The sequence below is a fragment of the Anoxybacillus sp. PDR2 genome, from assembly GCF_009834045.1.
In the GTDB taxonomy this organism is placed as follows: domain Bacteria; phylum Bacillota; class Bacilli; order Bacillales; family Anoxybacillaceae; genus Anoxybacteroides; species Anoxybacteroides rupiense.
Window position 1 is genome coordinate 1,194,796 of the sequence record NZ_CP047158.1, and the last position, 19,326, is coordinate 1,214,121.

Consider the following 19,326-nt stretch of genomic DNA (forward strand, 5'->3'; position numbering starts at 1 on the left):
CATTTTTCGTATAGAAAAAAGTGCAGAGAGAAAGGAATGAGAGAAATTATGGCGAGAACGGTTTGGGGAGTTGATTCCGCGGCAACAGTGACAGATCAATCGTTTTATTGCGTGAAAAATGAGCTTGGCTATCCAAAATTTTGGGGGCGTTACTTAGTAGAGGTGCCGAATGTCTCTGATGGATTAACAGCTCAAGAAATAGCTCGGCTACATAGCTATGGTATAAAAATATTGCCGATCTACAACGCTTTTCGCCAAGCAACAGGATATGCCAACGGACAAGTCGTTGCACGCAATGCAGTATTTCATGCGCGTCGGCTTGGGATTCCAAAAAATAAAATGTTGTTTGCCAATATTGAAGATTTTTTTGCTGTTGATGAGGCATGGATTCGCGCTTGGGTGGAAACGCTTCAGCCTACTGGCTATCGTCCTGGATTTTATGCAGATCCATCCAAAGGGGATTTCTCTGCAGCTTATTGCGAAGCAGTACAAAAAAATAACCAAGTGGCTGTTCAATCCGTTATTTGGAGTTCAGCACCGAGACCCGGAACGACATCCGAGCAAAAAGCTCCGAAATATTCTCCGGCTTCGCCAAATTGTAAAGCGAATGTATGGGCCTGGCAATACGGACGTGATGCCGAAGCATGCCCTGTCGACACCAACCTAGCTGACCGCCGATTGCTTGATTTTTTATATTAGAAAAGCTGCCGATAAGAAGGCAGCTTTATTTTTTAGAGAGGAATTTATAAAGAAAAAGGTTTCTTATTTGCTTAGGAAAAAATATAATAAAATTAGGACATTATACGAGGAAGGACGTTATCGAAGATGAATGAAAAACGGGAGATTTTGTTAGAAAGCGGAACCAATGAATTGGAGATTGTCGAATTTTTAATCGGTACAAACCAATTTGCTATTAATGTGATGAAGGTAAGAGAAATTTTAAATCCTGTCCCCATTACAAAAGTTCCCCATTCTCATCCTAATATAGAAGGAATTATCGAATTGCGGGGAGAGGTGCTTCCCGTTATTGATATGGCCAAGGCACTCGGCTTTCCTCCATCGGAAACGCCTCAGCAAGATAAATTTATTGTTGCTGAGTTTAATCAGCAAAAAGTGGTATTCCATGTACATAATGTTACTCGGATTCATCGAATTTCTTGGAGGCAAATCGAAAAGCCTTCCCAAATGTATCAAGGACTTGATGGTCAGGTAATCGGGGTTGTTAAGCTTGAAGGCAAAATGATTTTATTGCTTGATTTTGAAAAAATGGTGGTGGATATTAACCCGGAAACAGGGATTAACGTACAGCAAGTGAAAAAACTCGGAAAACGGGAACGCTCGAATAAAAAAATCGTGGTTGCCGAGGATTCCCCGCTTTTGCGTAAACTGTTGCATGACACGCTTGCTGAAGCAGGTTATGTGCTTGTTGAATTTTTCGAGGATGGAGAAGCAGCCCTTCATTATTTACAAGCAATTGTGAAAGAAGGGAAAGACATTGAGCAGGAAGTGCAGCTTGTGATTACTGATATTGAAATGCCGCAAATGGATGGACATCATTTGACGAAAAGAATCCGCGAGGATGAAAAACTAAGCAAGCTTCCTGTTATCATTTTCTCGTCGCTTATTACCGATGATTTGCGTCATAAGGGCGAAAAAGTTGGAGCGACGGCGCAAGTCAGCAAACCAGAAGTGGGCGAGCTTGTGAAAGTAATCGATAAATATATTTTATAATCCGTGGTGACAGATAAAACCGATTCATTTGCTGTCCTTGTCCTGGATAGAATGGCGGTTTTGAGAGCCTCCTGTTACCGTTGGACAGTCTCTGCAAAAGGCTGTCCATTTTTTTATGTAAATGCTATTTTTAGGTATGAAAAGCCTTAATGGTTCACGATGATCGGAAACAAGGGGCTTCTCGTCTAAAAGCAGGATGAATTTCATATAAAGATACAAACGAGAGAGGATTCCTCTTTTGCAAGGAACAACTGACAGGTCGATAAAGTGCTGAGGCCTTCATTAGAATAAGGGATAAAAGCAGGGGATTGATGAAAAATAAAAAAGAAAGGGACAAAAAAGATGGCTGTAAGAGAAACGGTTGAATGATAAAGTGTATTTGCTTGTTCATGAACCGAAATGACAGAAAAGAATAAGAATAGAAAAACGAGCGCCGGTTGCCGAAGGCGAGTAAACCCGACAACCGGCGCGAGCAAAAGCGCGTCTCGTTTTGCTTATTCTGAAATGACCAGATTTCAAAGAGAGCGGCTCCATTCCATCCTTAACGTTCACCGAGCCGTTTAAATACCGGCTTTTGGTATGTTCTTGGCGAAGGTTTGTTAGCTGGTGTTTCACTGATGCCGGCATATGACTGTAACAATGCTTTGGCTTGCGACAGCGGCATTTTTGCGACAGGATTGCGATAAACGCCATTTAAGGCCCCTAAGTGCGGAAGAGTTGCGAAGTCTTCTTTTGTCGGAGGAATATGAAAATAATAGTTGCCGACAGCGACAAGAACGTCAGATTGCTGTTGGCTGTTGCGCGGATTCGGCGAGAAATGAAGACCCACCTTTTTGGCTTTGCCCTCACTAATCAGCTTCTCAATCGTCTTTTTCTTTAACAGATATAAAAAAGATGGATTTAATGCTGTTTTCGCATGGCGATTAACAGTGAAAATCGCTTTCGCTAAGTTATCTATCGTTGGTTCTAAACTCTCCATGATTCGTCTCCTTTTCAATAGGCTTGTCTAGTACTTTTATTATACAGCATGAACATTTGTTTGCAACATATGATATGATTAATGAAAAATAAACGTAAGGATGAACAAGCATGAAAGAAAAGTACGGAATCATTGATATCGGATCAAATACGATTCGTTTAGTGATTTATGAACGGCAAAAAAGCGGTCGGTTGCGTGAAGTTGAAAATGTAAAAGTGGTGGCAAGACTTCGCAGCCATTTAACAGAAGACCAGATGTTGGCGGAATCGGGCGTGTCGCTTTTATTAAATACACTGCAAAGCTTTCAGGAAATTACCCGCTATCATCGTTTAGAACGCGTCAAATGTGTGGCTACCGCTACAATTCGCCAGGCGAAAAACCAACAAGAAATCGCTGAATGGATAGAAGCGAATACAGATTTTTGTATTCGGGTACTTACTGAAGAGGAGGAAGCCTATTACGGGTTTCTTGCCGTCGTTAATTCTACGCCCATTTCTGAAGCGATAACAATAGATATTGGCGGCGGTAGCACAGAAATCACTTATTATAAAGACAGGCAACTATATGAATTACACAGCTTTCCGTTCGGAGTTTTGTCATTAAAGCAAAAGTTTGTGGCGGGCAACGTTCCAACAGATGAGGAGTTAGAGCTTCTTGCCGAATATGTAGAAGAGCAATTTCACTCTTTGCCATGGCTGCTGCAAAGAAATGTTCCTATTGTTGCTATGGGGGGAAGTGCTCGAAATGTGGTACAAGTTCATCAACTTATGTGCCGATATCCGCTTGCTGGTGTTCATCAATACGAAATGAAACGAAAGCACCTGCTAGACGTTCGAAAGCTACTAACCTCACTTCCATTTGAAGACATTCAAAAATTAGAAGGTTTATCCAAGGATCGTGCGGATTTAATGATTCCTGCATTGGAGGTTTTTCGTGTACTGTATGATGTCGTAGAAGCTTCTTCGTTTGTGTTGAGCAGAAAAGGCTTGCGCGATGGCATTTTTTATGAAGAATTCACTCAACCGTTTGGGACTAGAGTATTTCCCAACGTTCTCCAAGAAAGCTTTTTCGAATTGGCACAGGATTATGATATTCGCTTAGACGATGTGGAATATGTGTCCCATCTTCTTTCGCAAATGGTGGAGCAAATTCGTTTGCTTCAATTATACCCGTTGACAGATGAAGATGTGCGGGATATGAAATGGGCTGCACGGGTGTTTTATTTAGGGCAGTATATTGATGAAGAATCAAGCAGTCAGCATACATTTTATTTATTGGCCAATCGAACCATTGATGGATTGATGCATAAGGACCGCGTAAAGCTTGCCCTTATGGCTTCTTACAAAAATAAACCGTTATTTAAACAGTATATCGCTCCGTTTAGCAGTTGGTTTACGAAAGAAGAACAAAAGCGCATTCGCTTTCTTGGTGCTCTTTTAAAATTTGCTTATAGCCTAAACGATACGAAGCGAAAGATTGTTCAGCAAATTAGATGGTCTGAGCAGAGCGACACCATTATCATGAACATCATTTGTAGCGGAGATTTTCGAGCAGAGGAGTACCAGGCGGAAAAAAATAAAAAACATATCGAGAAAATACTCAAACGCCCGATTGAATTGCATTTTCAGCAAAATGAATAAGGAAGGGAAGCACGATGGAGCTAAATAATCCAAATTATTATAATAATCGCGAATTAAGCTGGCTTGCTTTCAATAAACGTGTGTTGCAAGAAGCATTTGATGAGAGAAATCCATTGCTTGAACGATTAAAATTTTTAGCGATTTTCAGTTCGAATTTAGATGAATTTTTTATGGTGCGTGTAGCCGGCTTAAAAGATCAAGTAAAGGCAGGATTTAATAAACCTGAAAATAAAGCGGGGCTGACGCCGAAGCAGCAACTAAACAAAATTTCCGAAAAAGTATATGAGCTAGTAGCTGCTCAATATCGGTTTTATAATGAACAGCTTTTGCCCATGTTAAAAGCAGAGAAGATTTACTTGGCAGCTATAGATGAATGGACGGAAAAGCAGAGGGAGTTTTTGCAGGCGTATTTTACTGAACGGATTTTCCCTGTTTTAACTCCAATGGCCGTGGACGCGTACCGTCCGTTTCCGATGCTGCTGAACAAAAGCTTAAATTTAGCAGTTGTGCTTGATGCTGAAGAAGAGGAGGAAAGACGAAAATTAACGATTGTTCAGGTCCCCTCTGTGTTAAATCGCTTCATCCGTCTCCCATCGGAATCTGACCGCTTTGTATATGTGTTGCTCGAGGATGTCATTACGGCTCATATTCAAACGTTATTTACTGGATATGATGTGATTTCAGTGACTCCATTTCGCATTACGCGCAATGCCGATTTGACGATCCATGAAGAAGGTGCGCGCGATTTATTAAAAGAAATTGAAAAAGAGCTAAAAAAACGAAAATGGGGAGCTGCTGTTCGTCTGGAAATAAGAAAGGACGGGTTTGATCCATTTATTTTAAATTATTTATTAGAGGAATTAGAAATTGGTCATGATGACCTATATGAAATCGACGGACCGCTTGATTTGACCTTCTTTTACCGCTTTTATCAAGAACTATCTTTATATAAAGAGCATTTGGTATATGAGGCGCTTATTCCGCAGCCCCCAAGAGATTTGGATTCTGGGGAGGACATTTTTGAAAAAGCGGCAGAACAGGATATTTTGCTTCATCATCCTTATGAATCATTTGAACCCGTCATCGATTTTGTATCGGAGGCGGCAGATGATCCGCAGGTGCTCGCCATCAAGCAAACATTGTATCGCGTCAGCGGTGATTCTCCCATTATCGAAGCTTTGAAGCGGGCAGCGGAAAATGGCAAGCAAGTAACGGTTCTTGTTGAGTTGAAAGCTCGTTTTGATGAAGAGAATAATGTGCAATGGGCCAAAGAACTGGAGAAATCAGGATGTCATGTCATTTATGGCATTACGCATTTAAAAACACATAGTAAGATCACCCTGATTGTCAGGCAGCGAAATGGAAAAATCGAGCGCTTTATTCATTTAGGTACAGGAAATTATAATGATGCGACAGCCAAACTATATACCGATTTAGGTCTCATAACATCCAACCGTGAATTTGGCGAGGATGCTACGAATTTTTTCAACTATTTAAGCGGATATATGGAAAAACCTCATTTTCACTATCTATCCGTTGCTCCATTCGATATTCGCCGCCAATTTATTCACCTCATTGATGAGGAGATTCGCCTGCATCGTCAACACGGAAATGGACGTATTATTGCAAAGATGAATGCGCTGACAGATAAAGAGCTGATTATGAAGCTGTACGAAGCTTCGCAAGCAGGGGTGAATATTGATTTAATTGTTCGCGGAATTTGCTGCCTTCGCCCGGGCATCCCGGGAGTTAGTGATCGCGTTCGCGTCCGCAGTATTGTTGGTCGGTTTCTTGAACATAGCCGAATTTACTATTTCCAGCATAATGGAGCGGAGAAAGTGTTTCTATCATCAGCTGATATGATGACGCGTAACATGGATAAACGCGTGGAAATTTTATTTCCGATTTTAGCCGATCATTTAAAATCAAGAATTGTGGACATTTTGTCTATCTTGCTTGCGGATAATGTGAAAGCTAGGGAACAGGATAGGTATGGTGAGTATCATTATGTGAAAAAAGCGAAGGGGGAACGGGAAATTGACAGTCAATTGTGGCTATTTAATTTAGCCTATCGCGTCAAAGAAGATGAAGAATAGAAAGAGGAAGGTGGATAAACCCGTGATACTAGTTGAGGATGATGAGGCAACGATGGTCCATACTGCTTGAATTCTCAACCTTAAATCAGTGCATCAACCATCCGACGCCGACGATGGTTGATGCTTTAATGTAAAGATTGTTAATTCAGGAGGAGTTAAAAAGCGCAATGGCATTCGAGTTGTGCCTAGGCCTCGATTGACATAAAGCCTCATTTTCCCCACCTCATAAAATCCTTCATAATACTGAATGGCCAGTGGAGGTGTGATCAGAGGACCGATGAAAGGAAGCTGGATCTGGCCGCCGTGACTATGCCCTGATAACTGCAGATGGACAGGGTAATGCGCCGCTTGAATGGCTCCATCTGGTTCATGCAATAATAAAATGGTATAGGTAGATGGAGGAATTTGTTGAAAGGTTTGTTCAAAATGCGGGCGGCCAAGCATTAAATCGTCCATGCCCGCAATCGCGATTTTGCTTTTATCGACGAGCTGGATGATCGCATGTTCGTTCACAAGCATATGAAATCCGGCCTGATTCATGATATTTCGGTATAGATTCGTTCCATAACCTCCATGATCGTGATTTCCGTAAATGGAGAACTTCCCAAACGGAGCACGAATTCTGGAAAGGATAGGAATAATTTGATGAGCATGAGGATATTGATGAGGAGCATCGATCAAATCCCCAGTAAAAACAACCAGATCTGGCTTGATATCGTTGATTTGGCTAACAAGCTGGTTCAGCCGCTCGAGTGAATAATAATCTCCGAGATGTGTGTCGCTAAATTGTACAATCGTCATACCATCGAAGCTCTTGGGGATTAATGGATGAGTAATTGAATGTTTACTGATGGTCAGCCGGCTTGGCTCGATAAAACGAGCGTAGTAATACCCGAAGGAAGCGATAAACATGCCTCCGAGCAGGGAGCCAATACTTTTTTTGAGAAATGTTCTTCTGTTCATTTGTGGCGTGGTTTTCATGAATTATCTACGTCCTTTCCCCATTATTATAAATGGAGAATCAAAAACAGAAAAGTAATAGATCAAGCTCAGCTTTTCATTGGTTGTCTCTTGCAGGTAAAAAAATATCGGCTTTTAGTAGTGGAAACGGCCGACTTGTCTTTCGGACGCGGACCGTTTCCCAATCGTTTGTTTTATTTTTAAGAGATATGTAGACCAATAAAAATGTTAGAAAATTATGTATATTTATAGTAAAATAAAAATGAATGAATAATCAGTCAGTAATTTAAGGGGGAGAAAATGTGCAGGGAAAAGTGATTATTGTAACAGGTGCATCCAGCGGAATGGGAAAATATATGGCCAAGCGGTTTGTGGCAGAGGGAGCTCGTGTTGTGATCACAGGAAGGAGATTAGAGGCGTTAGAAGAGGTGAAAAAGGAAATTGAGACAGCGGAAGGAATGGTGCTGCCGATTCAAATGGATGTGCGTGAACCTGAACTCGTCGCCGAAATGGTTCAGCGCACGGATGCGGAATTTGGGCAAATTGACGCATTAATTAATAATGCAGCAGGAAATTTTATTTGTCCAGCTGAAAAGCTATCAATTAATGGATGGAATAGCGTGATCAACATTGTGCTGAACGGAACATTTTATTGCAGTCGAGAAATAGGGAATTATTGGATCAATAAAAAAGCAAAAGGCACCATTATTAACATGGTTGCTACATATGCGTGGAATGCCGGTGCTGGCGTTATCCATTCGGCGTGCGCGAAAGCTGGCGTGTTAGCGATGACGCGCACACTTGCTGTAGAATGGGGCAGAAAATATGGGATTCGTGTGAATGCGATCGCTCCTGGTCCGATTGAACGAACAGGAGGAGCGGAAAAGCTTTGGGAATCCGAGGAAGCAGCGAAGCGAACATTGGCAAGTGTGCCGCTTGGCCGGCTTGGAACACCTGAAGAAATTGCTGGACTTGCTGCTTTTTTGCTTTCAGATGAAGCCGCTTACATCAATGGGGAATGCATTACAATAGATGGGGGGCAATGGCTAAACCAATATCCGTTTTAATTGATAAAAGAAGGCGGTTTCAATTATAGGAAACCGCTCTTTTTTTAAGGCTATCCATGAACGAATAAACTGCTGCTTGTTTACTTGATGTGCTTTTTTTCCCCAGAGAGGATCGTTGATATAAACAAAATCTGAATCAAAACCGACAAGAACAACCGCATGCAAATCGAGCGGTGTACGAATCGTTTGCCCACCGTGTTTCCAGCTTTCCCAACGATCTGGAAGGCGATAATCTCCTGTTGTCCAAACAACAACGGGATGGCCATTGGAAACGTACCTAAGCAGCTCAGTGAAAGGTTGTCCAGTTAAATTAATGGCACGTTCTGGCAGATATTTTTCCATCAGCTCTACAATCGGTTCATCAAACACGGCATAACCGCTCGATTTTCCAGTCATATCTCCAACAAATCCGTCTGCCGGATTTCCCCATGAAATGATGTTTCCATGTCGATCTCTTATTTTTGGATCTAAATCCTTTTTTATTTGTTTGGCTAAGGTCAGTTTATTTACTTGGACTCCTGCATATTGCAGCACCATGGCTAAGCTTGTTACTTCACATCCATATTTCAACTCAGGAACTTGCTTAATTAATGGTACATGCAGAATCACTTTTTCGGGATTTTGTACCGCTTTCGGCTCATAACGGAAATGAGGGTTTTCTGCCTCTTTTGCCAAATGGGACGGAGGTGCTGCTTTTTTCTCTTCATTTGAGCAGCCAAGCAGCATAAAAAACGCTATTCCCATATAAAGATAGTTCATGTTCATCACCTAATCCAATCGAAATTCACTTTGAAGCAGTATATGATCTGAAACAGATATGAAGCTGAAACGAATGACAGACCTTATCATGAGAGCCTATATATTGGTATTGAACACATCCATTCGTTTGTTGTCTTTATGCTGTGTAATATGAATGAACGATATGTGTGAAAACTTATGGTTGGAAGGTAAGTCATCGACCTCCTTCGATCAAGCTAAACCGTGCCGTCGAAATCGGCTCATTCCTTTTTGGCATGGGAGGCACATGTTGAGACATCAAGTTGTATTTATATAGTTACAAACAAACTTTTCTGCCTCTTCCCTTAAACAGGAACGCCAGCGAGCAAAGGGATTGGCCCGTAAAAGCGTTCACTGTTCGACGAGCGCATGCCTTAAAGCATGTTCGGACTTATAGTATGGCAACGATTTTTTTCTTTATGAGGTAGGGGAATCGTGTGGTATAATATGCAAAATGACGAGTGCAAAAAGAGGTGAGCAGCATGGATGCGTTAGATATTGTAACTAATTTGCAACGCGTCATCCCGTATTACCAAGCGATCTTTAGCGCTGATGAGCATCGCGTCATCGGCTATGAAGTACTAGGCAGATATCGCTCTGAGGATGGAATTGTAAGCTTAGGCCCTTTTTTTCATGACGAAGCCATTCCGGAGGAATTTCGCTTAGAAGTCGATGAAGTCGTAACAAGAAAGGCGCTTGACCATTTTTTATTGAATGATGACCATTCGCTGCTTATTTTTCTTAATCAAGATGCTAATTTATTGATGATGGATCGGGCAGAGTCATTTTTATCTTTATTGTTTCAATATAAAGAGAAGGGCTTGTCCTTAGATCGTATTGTGCTGGAAATTAACGAGCCGTTTTTTAAAGGAGACTTTAATCAGCTTAGTCATTTATTAACCTATATTCGTACATACGGGATTCGCGTGGCTCTCGATCATATTGGGGAACACAGCAGCAATCTTGAGCGCATTAGCCTGTTGGCGCCAGATATATTAAAAATGGATTTGCATGAACTGCGAAAAATCTCGAGCAGCTACTCCTATCAGGATGTGCTTTATTCGATTTCTTTGCTTGCTCGCAAAATGGGGGCTACTCTTTTGTATGAGGATATTGAAACCTCTTTTCAGCTGCAATATGCTTGGCAAAATGGCGGCCGTTATTATCAAGGGTATTATTTGGCTGAACCGCAGTCTGCGTTGCTACCGGCTGATTTTCTAAAAGACCGTTTGCGTCAAGAGTGCCACGGATTTATTCAGCTGGAAAAGAAAAAACTGCAAATACTATACAATATTTCCGAACAGTTTCAACAGAGAGTCACAGCGCTGCTTTCCAAGTATAAAAAAACAGCAAGTTTTAACGAACTCATTTCGTCTCTAGCTGCTGAGCTGAGCGATGTATGCTTTCGCATCTATGTGTGTGACGAGGATGGATTTCAAAAATCAGCAAATATTTTCAAAAAGAGTCATGTTTGGGAACTGCAGCCGGAGTACTATATGAAGAATTGGAGTTGGCGTCCATATTTTTTAGAAAATATTGTGCGTATGCGTTCGCGTAAAAGGGGCATTTTATCAGACTTGTACGGAGATATCGAAACAGGAGAGACAATTCGTACGTACTCCTATCCGATTGATGAGTGCCACTACTTGTTCATTGATTTATCTTATAGCTATTTATTTGAGCACGATGCTCATTATTAGTATTGAATAAAATATAGGGGAAATGGGGGAAAGTAAGCACGAGGTGAAAATACGATGGCGCAAACTTCATTTATATTATCAATAATCGTATTACTTATCGCGATTATTGGATTTCTCTATACGTATTCACTTGGACGGCGCCAAAAATTGCAGGAACAATACGATGCGCCGGTGAATGAAAAAATACAAGAGCATCCGTATATTCGCAATCCTGTCCTGCTGGCATATGTGCTTGCTGGCTTGTTGGCTTTAGGCATGATTATTTATCTTGCTTTAAACAGAGGATAAACAAGCGGGGCGATCCATTAGAAGGGTTGCCCTTTTTGACGAGGGAGATTGACGAAAGAGGATACTTTACACGTTTTTTCTGATATAATCAATGGGGGAAACATGGGCATATGTTTATTTTTTTGAGAGCATCAGGCCTATACTATACATAAAGTGCCCTTTTCGTATAAAGGAGGAAGAGCTTATGTCTCAACTGCTAGGGATTATTCAACGGCTTATGCAGCTTCGTGACCAAGAGCCGAGTGGCAACGAGGCGCCGCAGCGAAATTTTGAAGTGAATGGAGAAAAAAAATGCAGTGTCACCTACCTAGCGAAAAACGATACATTTATGCTAGAGGTATATGAGAAAGGGAAGAAGCCAAATACTTACCAATTTGACAATATTGATATGATTGCGATCGAAATTTTTGAGTTATTAGATGAAAAAAAGTGAGGCGAAATCATGAAAAAAAAGCCGGTTGTTATTTGCCCTGTATGCCGAAGCCAAGCTTATTTAGAAGAGGTATTAACGGCACAATCCAATCAAAATGTGATTTATGCATGTCCTTCTTGTCAGTTTATGCTGCGCAACATTTATACAAGTAAAGGATAAAAGGTCTTCGAATAGCGAAGGCTTTTTATTTTTTTTTGGACTTTTTCATCGTATTTGTGAATATATACTAATGGATGTTGGCAAGGAGGATGAATCATGAGAAACGAATGGCTGGAAAGATTATCTTTAGATGAGCAGATGTTGCTGCTGGATGTGCTTTTTACTCAGCAGTATGCACTTGAAATTATTAGCTGCGAGCTCTCTGATATCGAAAGGGGCTACAAATATGTAGATGAAGCGCGTCATCAAAAATTAGTACAGCTGTATCATCGAATTCATGAAGAACTATCGCTTTAAAAGCGATAGTTATTTTTTTATCCAACACCGCTGAGTATGTTAAACTGAAAAGGGAAGAAGTATATGCGAAAGGCGGAAATAGGCATGATCAGTTTTGATAGCAAAGAATTTACCGGCAAAACGATTGCACAATTTTTAATTCCTTCAGAAAAAGTGGCTCATGTTCAAGTTGGAAATTACTTGGATCACGCTTTGTTAGTTTTAACAAAAACTAGATACTCCGCAATTCCTGTACTTGATATATCTTATAAGCTGCATGGACTTATCAGTACAACGATGATTATGGATGCTATTTTAGGACTAGAGCGAATTGAGCTTGAACGATTGGAGCGAATGAAAGTTGAGGAAGTGATGAATAAAGATATTCCACGTTTATCTTTAAACGACAATGTGATTAAGGGAATCGGACTGATTGTCAATCATCCTTTCGTTTGTGTTGAAAACGAGCAAGGCTATTTTGAAGGGATTTTTACAAGACGCGAAGTATTAAAACGGTTGAACAAGCAGCTGAGGCGCTTCAATCATTATAATGGATGAGGCTTCAGCGTGCTTTACCCGATCATTTTAAAAACAAGCTGAATAATCAGCAGGAATGTGACGATATTTAAAATGAGTGACAAGTGTTCTTGTTTTAGCTTTTGGGCAAGTCTGACAGACACTTGTGCACCAATGACGGACCCTAGCCCTAAAAAAGGGGCGATATGCCAGTTCACATGGCCGGCGTACAAATACGTGGCAAAGGCGCCAAAGCAGCTGATAAACGTTTGGAATCGCGTAAAGGCGATCGCCGATAAATAGTCAAGTCCTGTTGACAAATAAGTATACATTAATAACGTGGCTTGACCTGGACCGAACATTCCGTCGTAGACGCTAATTCCATAAAGCGGCGCATATAATTTTTTCGAAAAAACGGCTGACCGCTGCTGCGTCATCTTTTTTCGAAAAAACTGCAGGCTGAGAGCAAATGTCAACAACGCAATGGCGATAGCCGTCATGGTTTTTTCAGGCAGGGATGAAGCAAGCAATCCGCCTGTAATCCCCCCTCCTAAGCTGATCGGAACGATAAAAGCGGTTTGCTTCCAGCCGATTTTTCCTTCGCCAAGAAGTACAAAAAAGCTTGAAAATGAACTGATCATATTGGAAAATTTAGCGGCGGCGATCGCTTGATGGACAGGTACGCCTGTTAAAAGCAGGACAGGCATGCCAATTAAGCCACCACCGCCGGCCAGAGTTCCGACAAACGATGTTAATGCCCCGATGACGATAAATAAGGCATAGTCCATATGCAACCGTCCTCTCCTTGGTTTAGTATTTTCTACTATCATCATATACAATTTAATGGTATAAGGAAATTTCATAAAAATAAACAAGAATGATAAGCAAAACTTATCAGAAAGAGGCAATGGGTGCATGACTGAATATGAATGGCTTGTGATTTTAGCTGAGGAGCTGAACATGCGCAAAGCAGCGGCAAGATTATATGTAAGCCCATCAGCTCTTTCTCAACGTTTGCAGACGCTTGAAAATGACTGGAATACAAAAATTTTCGTTCGAACACCTCGCGGGCTGATTTTGACACCGGCTGGAGAGAGAATTGTCCAGCTGGCCAAAGAAATCGTGCAAGCGACTGAGCAAGTAAAAGAGGAAGTCGAGCAAATGGATGGACGGGCGAGCGGGACGTTAAGGTTAGCAGTCGTTTCTATTGCTGCCCAGCACTGGCTTCCATCCATCTTAAAACGGTTTACCGAGCGATATCCGAACGTCAAAATTGCGTTAGTTACAGGATGGACAAGCAATATTATGGAATGGATGTATCAAAACGATTTTCATATCGGGATCGTGCGCGGTGTTCCCCATTGGAACGGCATCAAGCATTTTTTGTTTGCTGATCGGCTGTATTTAATCGATCAAAAAATTAACGGTCTTGAGCAGCTGCCCAAAACCGATCGACCGTTTATTCAGTTTAAAAGCGATTCCACCTATTTTCTCCATATTCAACAATGGTGGCATGAACAATTTGAAACACCGCCTGAACGGACAATGGTTGTTGATCAAATTGAGACGTGCAAACAGTTGGCTTATCATGGGATCGGTTATGCGATTTTGCCGGAAATAGCGCTTCATGATTTAGACGATTCTATGAACAAAATTCCGCTAAAGGATCGAACGGGGCGATTGATGGAGAGAGGTACGTGGCTTATCGGTGCAGATACCGCGTGGCAGCTTCCGCAAGTACAAGCGTTTTATCAAGTGGTCCGAGAGCTGATGGACTGAATTGGTGCTTGTCAGCGCAGGCTTTGTTTTGCTAAAGTAAAGGAATAAGAGAATAAAAGGAGGATGCTGACATGAAAATGATGGATGCAAATGAAATTATTGCGTTTATTCAAAATAGTAAAAAAGCGACGCCAGTCAAAGTATACATAAAAGGAAATCTTGAAGGATTAGATTTTGGAACCGGCTCAAAAGCGTTTATAACGGGAAATGCTGGAGTCGTGTTTGGTGAATGGCAGGAAATTCAAGCGGTGATGGAAGCGAATAAAGACCGCATTGAAGATTATGTTGTGGAAAATGACCGCCGCAACTCTGCTATTCCATTGCTTGATTTAAAAGGAATTAAAGCTCGCATTGAACCGGGTGCGATTATTCGCGATCAGGTTGAGATCGGCGATAATGCGGTCATTATGATGGGGGCTGTTATTAACATTGGCGCAGTTGTTGGCGAAGGAACGATGATTGATATGAATGCAGTGCTTGGTGGTCGGGCAACGGTAGGTAAGAATTGCCATGTTGGTGCTGGAGCGGTATTGGCAGGAGTGATTGAACCGCCTTCAGCGAAGCCGGTCATTGTAGAGGATGACGTAGTGATTGGCGCGAATGCCGTTATTTTAGAAGGGGTAACGGTTGGAAAAGGCGCAGTTGTTGCAGCCGGCGCGGTGGTAATCGATGATGTGCCTCCTTATTCTGTTGTGGCAGGGGTACCAGCTCGTGTGATTAAACAAATTGATGAAAAAACAAAAGCCAAAACAGAAATTAAGCAAGAATTGCGCCAACTATAAAAGTGGTGTTGTTCCGTTTTCAAAGGCTATCTATCAATATACCCGTTAAGGCGAAACAGCCAAGCGAAGCGTGGAGATGCTCCACGCTTTTTTACGAGGAGGAGAAAAGCATGGTAAGCCCATTTGTATCGATTCGCCGTGATTTGCATAAAATTCCTGAATTGGGGTTTCAAGAGTTTAAAACTCAGCAATATTTATTAAATTATATTGCGTCATTGCCGCAGGAAAGGTTGGAAATTCAAACATGGAAAACAGGTATTTTTGTAAAAATCAATGGCCTTCAGCCGACAAAAACGATTGCCTACCGCGCGGATATTGACGGACTTCCCATTCATGAAGAAACAGAACTTCCCTATCGTTCTCAACATGAAGGAAAAATGCACGCTTGCGGACATGATTTTCATATGAGTATTGCTTTGGGTGTATTAACCCATTTTGTGCATCATCCCATTCGTGATGATTTATTATTTATTTTTCAGCCAGCCGAAGAAGGTCCAGGCGGTGCGTTGCCGATGCTTCAAAGCGAGCCCATGCAGCAGTGGCGGCCAGATATGATTATCGCACTGCATATAGCACCGGAATATCCTGTTGGTACGATTGCTATAAAAGCAGGATTGCTATTTGCCAATACATCAGAACTGTTCATTGATTTAAAAGGAAAAGGTGGACATGCGGCATTTCCTCATCTAGCAAATGATATGGTCGTCGCCGCCTGCGCTCTTGTTACACAACTTCAATCAATTGTAGCGCGCAACGTTGACCCACTTGACAGCGCTGTTATCACCATCGGGAAAATTTCGGGAGGAACGGTGCAAAACGTAATTGCTGAGAATGCGCGTTTAGAAGGAACGATTCGCACACTATCAGCAGAATCTATGAAAAAAGTGAAAGAGAGAATTGAATCTCTTGTTAAAGGAATGGAAATCGCCTATCAATGTGAAGCATCGATTGATTATGGCTCCATGTACTACCAAGTATATAATAACGAAAAACTGACGAAAGAGTTCATGACATTTGTGCAGCAGCATTCTGATATTCACATGATAGAATGTCGAGAGGCCATGACAGGAGAAGACTTTGGCTATATGCTTGCCGAAATTCCAGGGTTTATGTTTTGGCTTGGTGTAGAATCAGAATACGGGCTGCATCATGCAAAGTTAAATCCGAACGAACTTGCGATTGATCAAGCCATTTCCTTGCTGGCATCTTATATTGGATGGAAAGGAAATAATTAGAATGGCATATTTTCCTCTCCGATAAGGCACATTATGTGAATGAGGAGGTGGATGAATGCTGGCAAAGATTGGGGTAGAACCATCGTTAACAAATGTTCAACAAGCATTAAAAGAAAGAGGTCATGAAGTGATTGCACTTCAACAGGAAAGTGATGCAAAAGGATGCGATTGCTGCGTTGTGACTGGCCAGGATTCAAATGTGATGGGCATCCAAAATGCTGTATCCTCAGCTTCTGTTATTGAAGCGAGCGGTTTGACCGCAGACGAGGTTTGCCAAAAAGTCGAGGAGAAGTTACGCTAATCAAGCGTCTCGTAAATCAACAGCTTTTGAAAAAAGACTAGGCGCCTTCCTAGTCTTTTTCTGCTCTCAATCGTTTGCATGCAAGTGACATATAGATACCACTTGATGTGTCAGCATTTGTTTCCGAGTGACCTAGTGATCATTGATTCTGGCGCTTGGCCATGTTTTGGCGTGGTCGGGACAAATCGTTGACTTGTTCTCCAAACGACGAAAAGCGGGGCTTTGGAATGGGCTATAAGCCTAATCTTCTAATGGGATCTATGTATAAAGTCCACGATGCAAGCATGTCAATCGATTAGAAAACGATGATATGGATATAGAAAAAATAGTGAGCGAATTATAATCACTAGAATAATGGCGATCAGTTTGATCAGCGCGCTATCTGTGTTTTGGCTCATAACATTTTCATGGAATCGTGAGTGTTTGGTCTGTTGTGAATGAATAGGGATGTTAAGAAGTCGCTCAACAGCTTTTCAGAATCGATTATTATATAATCTTTCATAACCATATAGCTTTTTGTATAATTTTTCCGCATATATGGTATACCATTGAGGAAATATATAATATTTTCTCAATCTAAAATGATGGAGGGATACATATGGCAGAGCGTATGGTAGGTAAGCAGGCTCCTCGTTTTGAAATGAAAGCTGTTTTACCTAACGGAGATTTTGGCATGGTCAGCTTAGAAGAAAATATCAAAAATAATAAATGGACGGTTCTTTTCTTCTATCCATTAGATTTCACGTTCGTGTGTTCAACAGAAATCACCGCTATTTCTGAACGCTATGAAGAATTTGAAGATTTAGATGCGGTTGTCATTGGTGCTTCTACAGACTCTGTATATTCTCATAAAGCATGGATAAATATGTCGCGCACAGAAAATGGCCTTGGAAAGATTAAGTATTCATTAGCAGCGGATACAAATCATCAAGTATCCCGTGACTATGGCGTACTTATTGAGGAGGAAGGAGTCGCGCTTTGCGGTTTATTCGTTATTGATCCAGAGGGAGAGCTAAAATACGCAGTCGCACATCATAACGATATCGGTCGTAATGTGGATGAAGTATTGCGCGTTCTGCAAGCGCTGCAAACAGGCCAGCTTTGCCCGGCAAACCCGAGGCAAAAAACGCTGGAGGTATAATCGAAGAAGGTCTAACAACATCATGTTAGACCTTCGTTTACGAGGAGGGATATGATGAAATTACGTGAGACAATGCCTACATTGAACGGAGCAACAGCTTATGTAAATGGCACTGTTACAAACGAGGATTTGATCGGAAAAAAACCGACGCTTATTCATTTCTGGTCCGTAAGCTGCCATGTTTGCAAGGAAGCGATGCCGCAAGTCAATGAATTTCGCAATCGCTATAAGGATGTATTAAATGTGGTGGCTGTACATATGCACGCTCGGAAAGAGATTTAGATATTGATCTAGTCAGAAGAACGGCAGAAGAACATGGCATGACACAGCCGATTTTAGTAGACAATGAACACCATATTACGGATGCATTTGAAAACCAATACGTTCCTGCTTACTATGTATTCGATGCAGAAGGAAAACTGCGCCATTTTCAAGCGGGTGGAAGCGGAATGAAGATGCTGGAAAAACGCGTCAATCGAGTGCTGGAGGAAAAGCAAAAAGCAGAATAAAGCTCCAAAAGGAACGATACCGCTCGTTCCTTTTTGATTTGCATTTTTTGTCATAACGTATTACATTAACAAGAGAAGATCATGTTGCGATGTGAAATTGGAGGAATACATGTGAAAAAAAAGCAGTTTGCTGTAATTGGATTAGGTCGATTTGGCGGCAGTATTTGCCGTACATTAAGTGAACAAGGGATGGAAGTGCTTGCGATTGATATTGATGAGGATCGCGTCAATGAATATGCCTCCATTGCTTCACATGCTGTGGTAGGAGATTCAACTGATGAGGCCGTGCTGAAAAGCTTAGGCATTCGCAATTTTGACCATGTGATTGTTGCGATCGGCGACAATATCCAGGCAAGCATTTTAACGACGTTAATTTTAAAAGAGCTTGGGGTGCAAAATATTACCGTAAAAGCTACCAACGACTATCATGAAAAAGTATTGAAAAAAATCGGAGCCGACCAAATTGTTCATCCAGAGCGCGATATGGGAGAAAGAATTGCACACAGCATTATTTCGAATAATGTTCTTGATTATTTAGAGCTTTCTGATGTTCATAGCATTGTTGAAATTGCAGCAAGCCATCGCCTTGAGGGCCATTCATTACTGGAGTTGGATATTCGGGCGCGTTATGGGATCAATATTGTTGCGATTAAGCGAGGCAATGAAGTTATTGTTTCTCCGTTGGCCTCTGAAATGATTCGAAAAGGGGACATATTGGTTGTCATCGGCGCCGACGAAGATATTGACCGCTTTGAAGCAAAAGTGGTGAGCGGCTAAAAGCATAGGAGGAAACGAACCGCTGCTGTTTTGTATCAATACGTGGCATAAGACAATGATTTTCCTCGTTTTTCAGCCGCCCTTCATGTCTTGCTTATGGCGCTTTTTTAGATGTTAAGAGAGGCTGAAACGTATAGTCCATTCAAAAGCAGAAGGTTGTCTTTTCGCCGAGTGGTTGTT

21 protein-coding genes and 1 pseudogene are annotated in these 19,326 nt (G+C 41.5%); 18 read left to right on the forward strand and 4 right to left on the reverse strand.

Features of this window, described 5'->3' with window-relative positions; translation table 11 throughout:
• The first annotated feature begins 48 nt into the window (after positions 1–48).
• Positions 49–699 (forward strand): glycoside hydrolase domain-containing protein, encoded by a 651-nt coding sequence (locus GRQ40_RS05775; RefSeq protein ID WP_044746670.1) that lies wholly within the window; start codon positions 49–51, stop codon positions 697–699.
• Between the two features lie 126 nt (positions 700–825).
• Entirely contained in the window at positions 826–1,731 is a 906-nt protein-coding gene (locus GRQ40_RS05780; protein WP_044746669.1) for a chemotaxis protein, read from the forward strand.
• A 541-nt stretch (positions 1,732–2,272) separates the two neighbouring features.
• On the opposite strand, the gene GRQ40_RS05785 is transcribed toward GRQ40_RS05780, so the two are convergent.
• A complete protein-coding gene (locus GRQ40_RS05785; RefSeq protein ID WP_066147019.1) occupies positions 2,273–2,710 on the reverse strand; it encodes a YkyB family protein in 438 nt (145 codons plus the stop codon).
• A 110-nt stretch (positions 2,711–2,820) separates the two neighbouring features.
• Here GRQ40_RS05785 and GRQ40_RS05790 point away from each other — a divergent pair, with 110 nt between their 5' ends.
• Together GRQ40_RS05790 and GRQ40_RS05795 are read left to right on the forward strand one after the other, a co-directional pair.
• Complete coding sequence (locus tag GRQ40_RS05790; protein ID WP_066147021.1) at positions 2,821–4,350, forward strand: Ppx/GppA family phosphatase; 1,530 nt, start codon at positions 2,821–2,823, stop codon at positions 4,348–4,350.
• 14 nt (positions 4,351–4,364) lie between these two features.
• Complete coding sequence (locus GRQ40_RS05795) at positions 4,365–6,446, forward strand: RNA degradosome polyphosphate kinase (RefSeq protein WP_044746666.1); 2,082 nt, start codon at positions 4,365–4,367, stop codon at positions 6,444–6,446.
• 93 nt (positions 6,447–6,539) lie between these two features.
• On the opposite strand, the gene GRQ40_RS05800 is transcribed toward GRQ40_RS05795, so the two are convergent.
• The gene (locus GRQ40_RS05800) at positions 6,540–7,427 is read right to left on the reverse strand and encodes a metallophosphoesterase (RefSeq protein ID WP_066147025.1); all 888 of its coding nucleotides are present in this window, start codon (positions 7,425–7,427) and stop codon (positions 6,540–6,542) included.
• 281 nt (positions 7,428–7,708) lie between these two features.
• On the opposite strand from GRQ40_RS05800, the gene fadH reads away from it, so the two are divergent.
• Positions 7,709–8,473 (forward strand): 2,4-dienoyl-CoA reductase, encoded by a 765-nt coding sequence (gene fadH, locus GRQ40_RS05805; RefSeq protein ID WP_066147026.1) that lies wholly within the window; start codon positions 7,709–7,711, stop codon positions 8,471–8,473.
• Here the strand turns inward: fadH and GRQ40_RS05810 are convergent.
• Positions 8,453–9,232, reverse strand: a complete 780-nt coding sequence (locus GRQ40_RS05810; RefSeq protein WP_159719562.1) for a C39 family peptidase — start codon at positions 9,230–9,232, stop codon at positions 8,453–8,455. The genes fadH and GRQ40_RS05810 overlap by 21 nt on opposite strands.
• A 500-nt stretch (positions 9,233–9,732) precedes the next feature.
• Here GRQ40_RS05810 and GRQ40_RS05815 point away from each other — a divergent pair, with 500 nt between their 5' ends.
• The 6 genes from GRQ40_RS05815 to cbpB all read left to right on the forward strand — a co-directional run bounded on the left by GRQ40_RS05815 (position 9,733) and on the right by cbpB (position 12,664).
• Complete coding sequence (locus GRQ40_RS05815) at positions 9,733–10,950, forward strand: EAL domain-containing protein (protein WP_066147030.1); 1,218 nt, start codon at positions 9,733–9,735, stop codon at positions 10,948–10,950.
• A 54-nt stretch (positions 10,951–11,004) separates the two neighbouring features.
• Positions 11,005–11,238, forward strand: coding sequence for a hypothetical protein (locus GRQ40_RS05820; protein ID WP_066147033.1), 234 nt, complete (start codon positions 11,005–11,007; stop codon positions 11,236–11,238).
• A gap of 184 nt (positions 11,239–11,422) precedes the next feature.
• Positions 11,423–11,671, forward strand: coding sequence for a YkuJ family protein (locus GRQ40_RS05825; RefSeq protein WP_044746660.1), 249 nt, complete (start codon positions 11,423–11,425; stop codon positions 11,669–11,671).
• A 9-nt stretch (positions 11,672–11,680) separates the two neighbouring features.
• The gene (locus GRQ40_RS18295) at positions 11,681–11,830 is read left to right on the forward strand and encodes a hypothetical protein (protein ID WP_183186303.1); all 150 of its coding nucleotides are present in this window, start codon (positions 11,681–11,683) and stop codon (positions 11,828–11,830) included.
• A 96-nt stretch (positions 11,831–11,926) separates the two neighbouring features.
• A complete protein-coding gene (abbA, locus tag GRQ40_RS05830; protein WP_044746659.1) occupies positions 11,927–12,127 on the forward strand; it encodes an antirepressor AbbA in 201 nt (66 codons plus the stop codon).
• An 84-nt stretch (positions 12,128–12,211) separates the two neighbouring features.
• Positions 12,212–12,664 carry a cyclic-di-AMP-binding protein CbpB gene (gene cbpB, locus GRQ40_RS05835; protein WP_066147697.1) on the forward strand — a complete coding sequence of 151 codons (453 nt, stop codon included), beginning with the start codon at positions 12,212–12,214 and terminating at the stop codon, positions 12,662–12,664.
• 14 nt (positions 12,665–12,678) lie between these two features.
• Here the strand turns inward: cbpB and GRQ40_RS05840 are convergent, their stop codons facing one another.
• On the reverse strand, positions 12,679–13,410 hold the full coding sequence (locus GRQ40_RS05840; RefSeq protein ID WP_066147035.1) for a sulfite exporter TauE/SafE family protein: 732 nt from the start codon (positions 13,408–13,410) through the stop codon (positions 12,679–12,681).
• A 127-nt stretch (positions 13,411–13,537) separates the two neighbouring features.
• On the opposite strand from GRQ40_RS05840, the gene GRQ40_RS05845 reads away from it, so the two are divergent.
• The 7 genes and pseudogenes from GRQ40_RS05845 to GRQ40_RS05875 all read left to right on the forward strand — a co-directional run bounded on the left by GRQ40_RS05845 (position 13,538) and on the right by GRQ40_RS05875 (position 19,146).
• The gene (locus tag GRQ40_RS05845) at positions 13,538–14,401 is read left to right on the forward strand and encodes a transcriptional regulator CcpC (protein WP_066147037.1); all 864 of its coding nucleotides are present in this window, start codon (positions 13,538–13,540) and stop codon (positions 14,399–14,401) included.
• A gap of 71 nt (positions 14,402–14,472) precedes the next feature.
• Positions 14,473–15,183, forward strand: coding sequence for a 2,3,4,5-tetrahydropyridine-2,6-dicarboxylate N-acetyltransferase (dapD, locus tag GRQ40_RS05850; RefSeq protein ID WP_044746656.1), 711 nt, complete (start codon positions 14,473–14,475; stop codon positions 15,181–15,183).
• 110 nt (positions 15,184–15,293) lie between these two features.
• Positions 15,294–16,418 carry an N-acetyldiaminopimelate deacetylase gene (locus GRQ40_RS05855; RefSeq protein ID WP_159719563.1) on the forward strand — a complete coding sequence of 375 codons (1,125 nt, stop codon included), beginning with the start codon at positions 15,294–15,296 and terminating at the stop codon, positions 16,416–16,418.
• Between the two features lie 58 nt (positions 16,419–16,476).
• The gene (locus GRQ40_RS05860) at positions 16,477–16,719 is read left to right on the forward strand and encodes a YkuS family protein (RefSeq protein ID WP_044746772.1); all 243 of its coding nucleotides are present in this window, start codon (positions 16,477–16,479) and stop codon (positions 16,717–16,719) included.
• Positions 16,720–17,317: 598 nt separating this feature from the next.
• On the forward strand, positions 17,318–17,860 hold the full coding sequence (locus GRQ40_RS05865) for a peroxiredoxin (protein WP_044746654.1): 543 nt from the start codon (positions 17,318–17,320) through the stop codon (positions 17,858–17,860).
• Positions 17,861–17,914: 54 nt separating this feature from the next.
• Positions 17,915–18,369, forward strand: a pseudogene (locus GRQ40_RS05870) (TlpA family protein disulfide reductase).
• Between the two features lie 111 nt (positions 18,370–18,480).
• On the forward strand, positions 18,481–19,146 hold the full coding sequence (locus tag GRQ40_RS05875; protein ID WP_236631808.1) for a potassium channel family protein: 666 nt from the start codon (positions 18,481–18,483) through the stop codon (positions 19,144–19,146).
• Positions 19,147–19,326 lie beyond the last annotated feature (180 nt).

Coding starts and splice junctions, on each gene's coding strand:
- GRQ40_RS05775 (WP_044746670.1), top strand. CDS start 49: ATGGCGAGAACGGTTTGGGGAGTTGATTCCGCGGCAACAGTGACAGAT.
- GRQ40_RS05780 (WP_044746669.1), top strand. CDS start 826: ATGAATGAAAAACGGGAGATTTTGTTAGAAAGCGGAACCAATGAATTG.
- GRQ40_RS05785 (WP_066147019.1), bottom strand. CDS start 2,710: ATGGAGAGTTTAGAACCAACGATAGATAACTTAGCGAAAGCGATTTTC.
- GRQ40_RS05790 (WP_066147021.1), top strand. CDS start 2,821: ATGAAAGAAAAGTACGGAATCATTGATATCGGATCAAATACGATTCGT.
- GRQ40_RS05795 (WP_044746666.1), top strand. CDS start 4,365: ATGGAGCTAAATAATCCAAATTATTATAATAATCGCGAATTAAGCTGG.
- GRQ40_RS05800 (WP_066147025.1), bottom strand. CDS start 7,427: ATGAAAACCACGCCACAAATGAACAGAAGAACATTTCTCAAAAAAAGT.
- GRQ40_RS05810 (WP_159719562.1), bottom strand. CDS start 9,232: ATGAACTATCTTTATATGGGAATAGCGTTTTTTATGCTGCTTGGCTGC.
- GRQ40_RS05815 (WP_066147030.1), top strand. CDS start 9,733: ATGGATGCGTTAGATATTGTAACTAATTTGCAACGCGTCATCCCGTAT.
- GRQ40_RS05820 (WP_066147033.1), top strand. CDS start 11,005: ATGGCGCAAACTTCATTTATATTATCAATAATCGTATTACTTATCGCG.
- GRQ40_RS05825 (WP_044746660.1), top strand. CDS start 11,423: ATGTCTCAACTGCTAGGGATTATTCAACGGCTTATGCAGCTTCGTGAC.
- GRQ40_RS18295 (WP_183186303.1), top strand. CDS start 11,681: ATGAAAAAAAAGCCGGTTGTTATTTGCCCTGTATGCCGAAGCCAAGCT.
- abbA (WP_044746659.1), top strand. CDS start 11,927: ATGAGAAACGAATGGCTGGAAAGATTATCTTTAGATGAGCAGATGTTG.
- cbpB (WP_066147697.1), top strand. CDS start 12,212: ATGATCAGTTTTGATAGCAAAGAATTTACCGGCAAAACGATTGCACAA.
- GRQ40_RS05840 (WP_066147035.1), bottom strand. CDS start 13,410: ATGGACTATGCCTTATTTATCGTCATCGGGGCATTAACATCGTTTGTC.
- GRQ40_RS05845 (WP_066147037.1), top strand. CDS start 13,538: ATGACTGAATATGAATGGCTTGTGATTTTAGCTGAGGAGCTGAACATG.
- dapD (WP_044746656.1), top strand. CDS start 14,473: ATGAAAATGATGGATGCAAATGAAATTATTGCGTTTATTCAAAATAGT.
- GRQ40_RS05855 (WP_159719563.1), top strand. CDS start 15,294: ATGGTAAGCCCATTTGTATCGATTCGCCGTGATTTGCATAAAATTCCT.
- GRQ40_RS05865 (WP_044746654.1), top strand. CDS start 17,318: ATGGCAGAGCGTATGGTAGGTAAGCAGGCTCCTCGTTTTGAAATGAAA.